Annotated in this window: 3 protein-coding genes; all 3 read right to left on the minus strand. The window is 40.1% G+C overall.

The window, feature by feature from the left end; translation table 11 throughout:
* On the minus strand, positions 1-971 hold a 971-nt coding region (ispG, locus tag WB217_RS10720), incomplete at its 3' end, for a flavodoxin-dependent (E)-4-hydroxy-3-methylbut-2-enyl-diphosphate synthase (RefSeq protein ID WP_423993222.1).
* Between the two features lie 126 nt (positions 972-1,097).
* Positions 1,098-1,457 carry a hypothetical protein gene (locus WB217_RS10725; RefSeq protein ID WP_423993220.1) on the minus strand — a complete coding sequence of 120 codons (360 nt, stop codon included), beginning with the start codon at positions 1,455-1,457 and terminating at the stop codon, positions 1,098-1,100.
* Positions 1,458-1,623: 166 nt separating this feature from the next.
* The coding region (locus WB217_RS10730) for a DUF1189 family protein (RefSeq protein WP_423993221.1) at positions 1,624-1,996 on the minus strand (373 nt) is incomplete at its 5' end.

A 1,996-nucleotide genomic window follows, 5' to 3' on the forward strand; every position in this document is an offset into this window, starting at 1 on the left:
AACAAGCCTTCCCCTCTTGCTCCCGCAATGCCGATATCCGCCTCACGTGCTTCTCCAGGGCCGTTAACAGCACAGCCAAGGACGGCAACTTTGATAGGTGCTTTTATTTTTGAAATGTATTCTTCTACTTCGTTGGCGATGCTGATCAAGTCGATCTCAATCCTTCCGCAGGTTGGGCAGGAAATTAATGTCGCAGCATTAGCAGCAAGACCAAATGACTTCAATAGTTCTCTTGCAACCTTGACTTCTTCAACAGGGTCCGCACTTAAGCTGATTCTGACAGTGTTGCCAATTCCCTTGCTGAGGATAGCTCCAAGTCCAGCAGCACTTTTTACAGTGCCAGCGAATAATGTTCCCGATTCGGTAATTCCAAGATGAAGCGGATAGTCAAATGCCTTAGCGGCTTTTTCGTACGCTTCAATGGCCAGGTTTACATCTGAGGCCTTCATTGAAACAATAATATTGTGGAAATCTAAGTCTTCAAGGATTTTAATGTGATGTAAGGCACTTTCTACCATTCCATCTGCAGTTGGATATCCATACTTCTCAAGAATTCGTCTTTCCAGAGAACCTGCATTAACACCGATCCTAATTGGAATCCCGCGTTCTTTCGCAGCTTTCACAACTGCCTCTACCTTTTCGCGTTTGCCGATATTACCAGGGTTGATCCTGATTTTGTCTGCTCCGCCTTCAATTGCCTTCAGCGCTAAACGGTAATCGAAGTGAATATCTACCACAAGCGGAATATTGATCCGTTTTTTGATTTCAGGAATTGCATTCGCGGCTCTTTCATCCGGACAAGCAACACGGACGATTTGGCAGCCTGCTTCTTCGAGGCGTTTGATTTCAGCTACTGTAGCTTCAACGTCGTGCGTCTTTGTTGTTGTCATACTCTGGATGACAACTTCATTGTTGCCGCCTATTGTTAAATTCCCAACTTTAATTGGGCGGGTTTTGGTACGATGTATAATTTCACTCAATGGTGATTCGCTCCTTTAAAAAATGGAATTCATCTTTTAATTTCAAATGATGCACAACCCCATTTTATCAATCTTTTGTTCTTATTGACAAGGAAAGACTTTAATTGTTAGCCTTTGCTAATTTCTTTCGCTGTAGTCCGGAAATTTATATGTGTTGCCAAACTTGATTTTTTGAGGGTCTGTCCCGTCATTCAGTAATTTGAAATCCGTAACAGCTTGTGATATCGGTACTGCGAGTTGGCTTTTTGAATTGCTGTCCAGCACAGATAATACGGTATCTCCAGGTTTTACCTCGTGTTCAAAGTATGGAATATTGTTTGTTTTTTTCGTTCCTTTCTCCTCTGTCTGCTTTTTGACTACTTTTTCAGCAGTTTCTATCTTTTGCATATTTGCAGCAGGGAGAGTGCCTGCGCTTAAATCATTGTAAATGGCATATACGATCACTACAAGAAACAGGAATCCTGCAAGTTTTTTCATAGGATTTTCCTCCCTTTAAGAGCCTATATCAAAACTTATGCAGGAAAAATAGAGTTGAGAACATGTTAATAGATTTTTTTATTTGCTTTTTGAATAGAAGATTATAAATATCAACAATGAACTTAAACTGAGACCATATCAAAAAAAGCGCCAAGAGGCGCGTTTTTTAATCCACTTTCTTTTTTGATGTTGGAACTTCCTTAATAGCCAGCAAAAGCATCATGGATCCAACAAACCAGTTAATCATGAAGCTGTAAGTAACTGTCGTTTTCAACAGTGACATGATCGTGAAAAATAAGGTCGGAAGAGTGATACTATAACCTGCCATTCTCCACAAGTGTTTATATTGGAGGCTTTTCCCTGCTAGGTTTTTTAATAGTAGACCGAATAAAGCGAGAATAGAAATTTCTATGAATTTCATGCCGCTAGAAAAAACATAGATGGCAATTAATATTAATCCAATGAAAATAGGAAGGGAGGAGGAAGCACTGCTGAGTATGCTGTTAATATCCTGTTTAGACATTGTCCCGTTATTAATC

Source organism: Mesobacillus sp., assembly GCF_049588175.1.
Classification (GTDB): Bacteria; Bacillota; Bacilli; order Bacillales; family Cytobacillaceae; genus Mesobacillus.

Coding starts and splice junctions, on each gene's coding strand:
- WB217_RS10725 (WP_423993220.1), bottom strand. CDS start 1,457: ATGAAAAAACTTGCAGGATTCCTGTTTCTTGTAGTGATCGTATATGCC.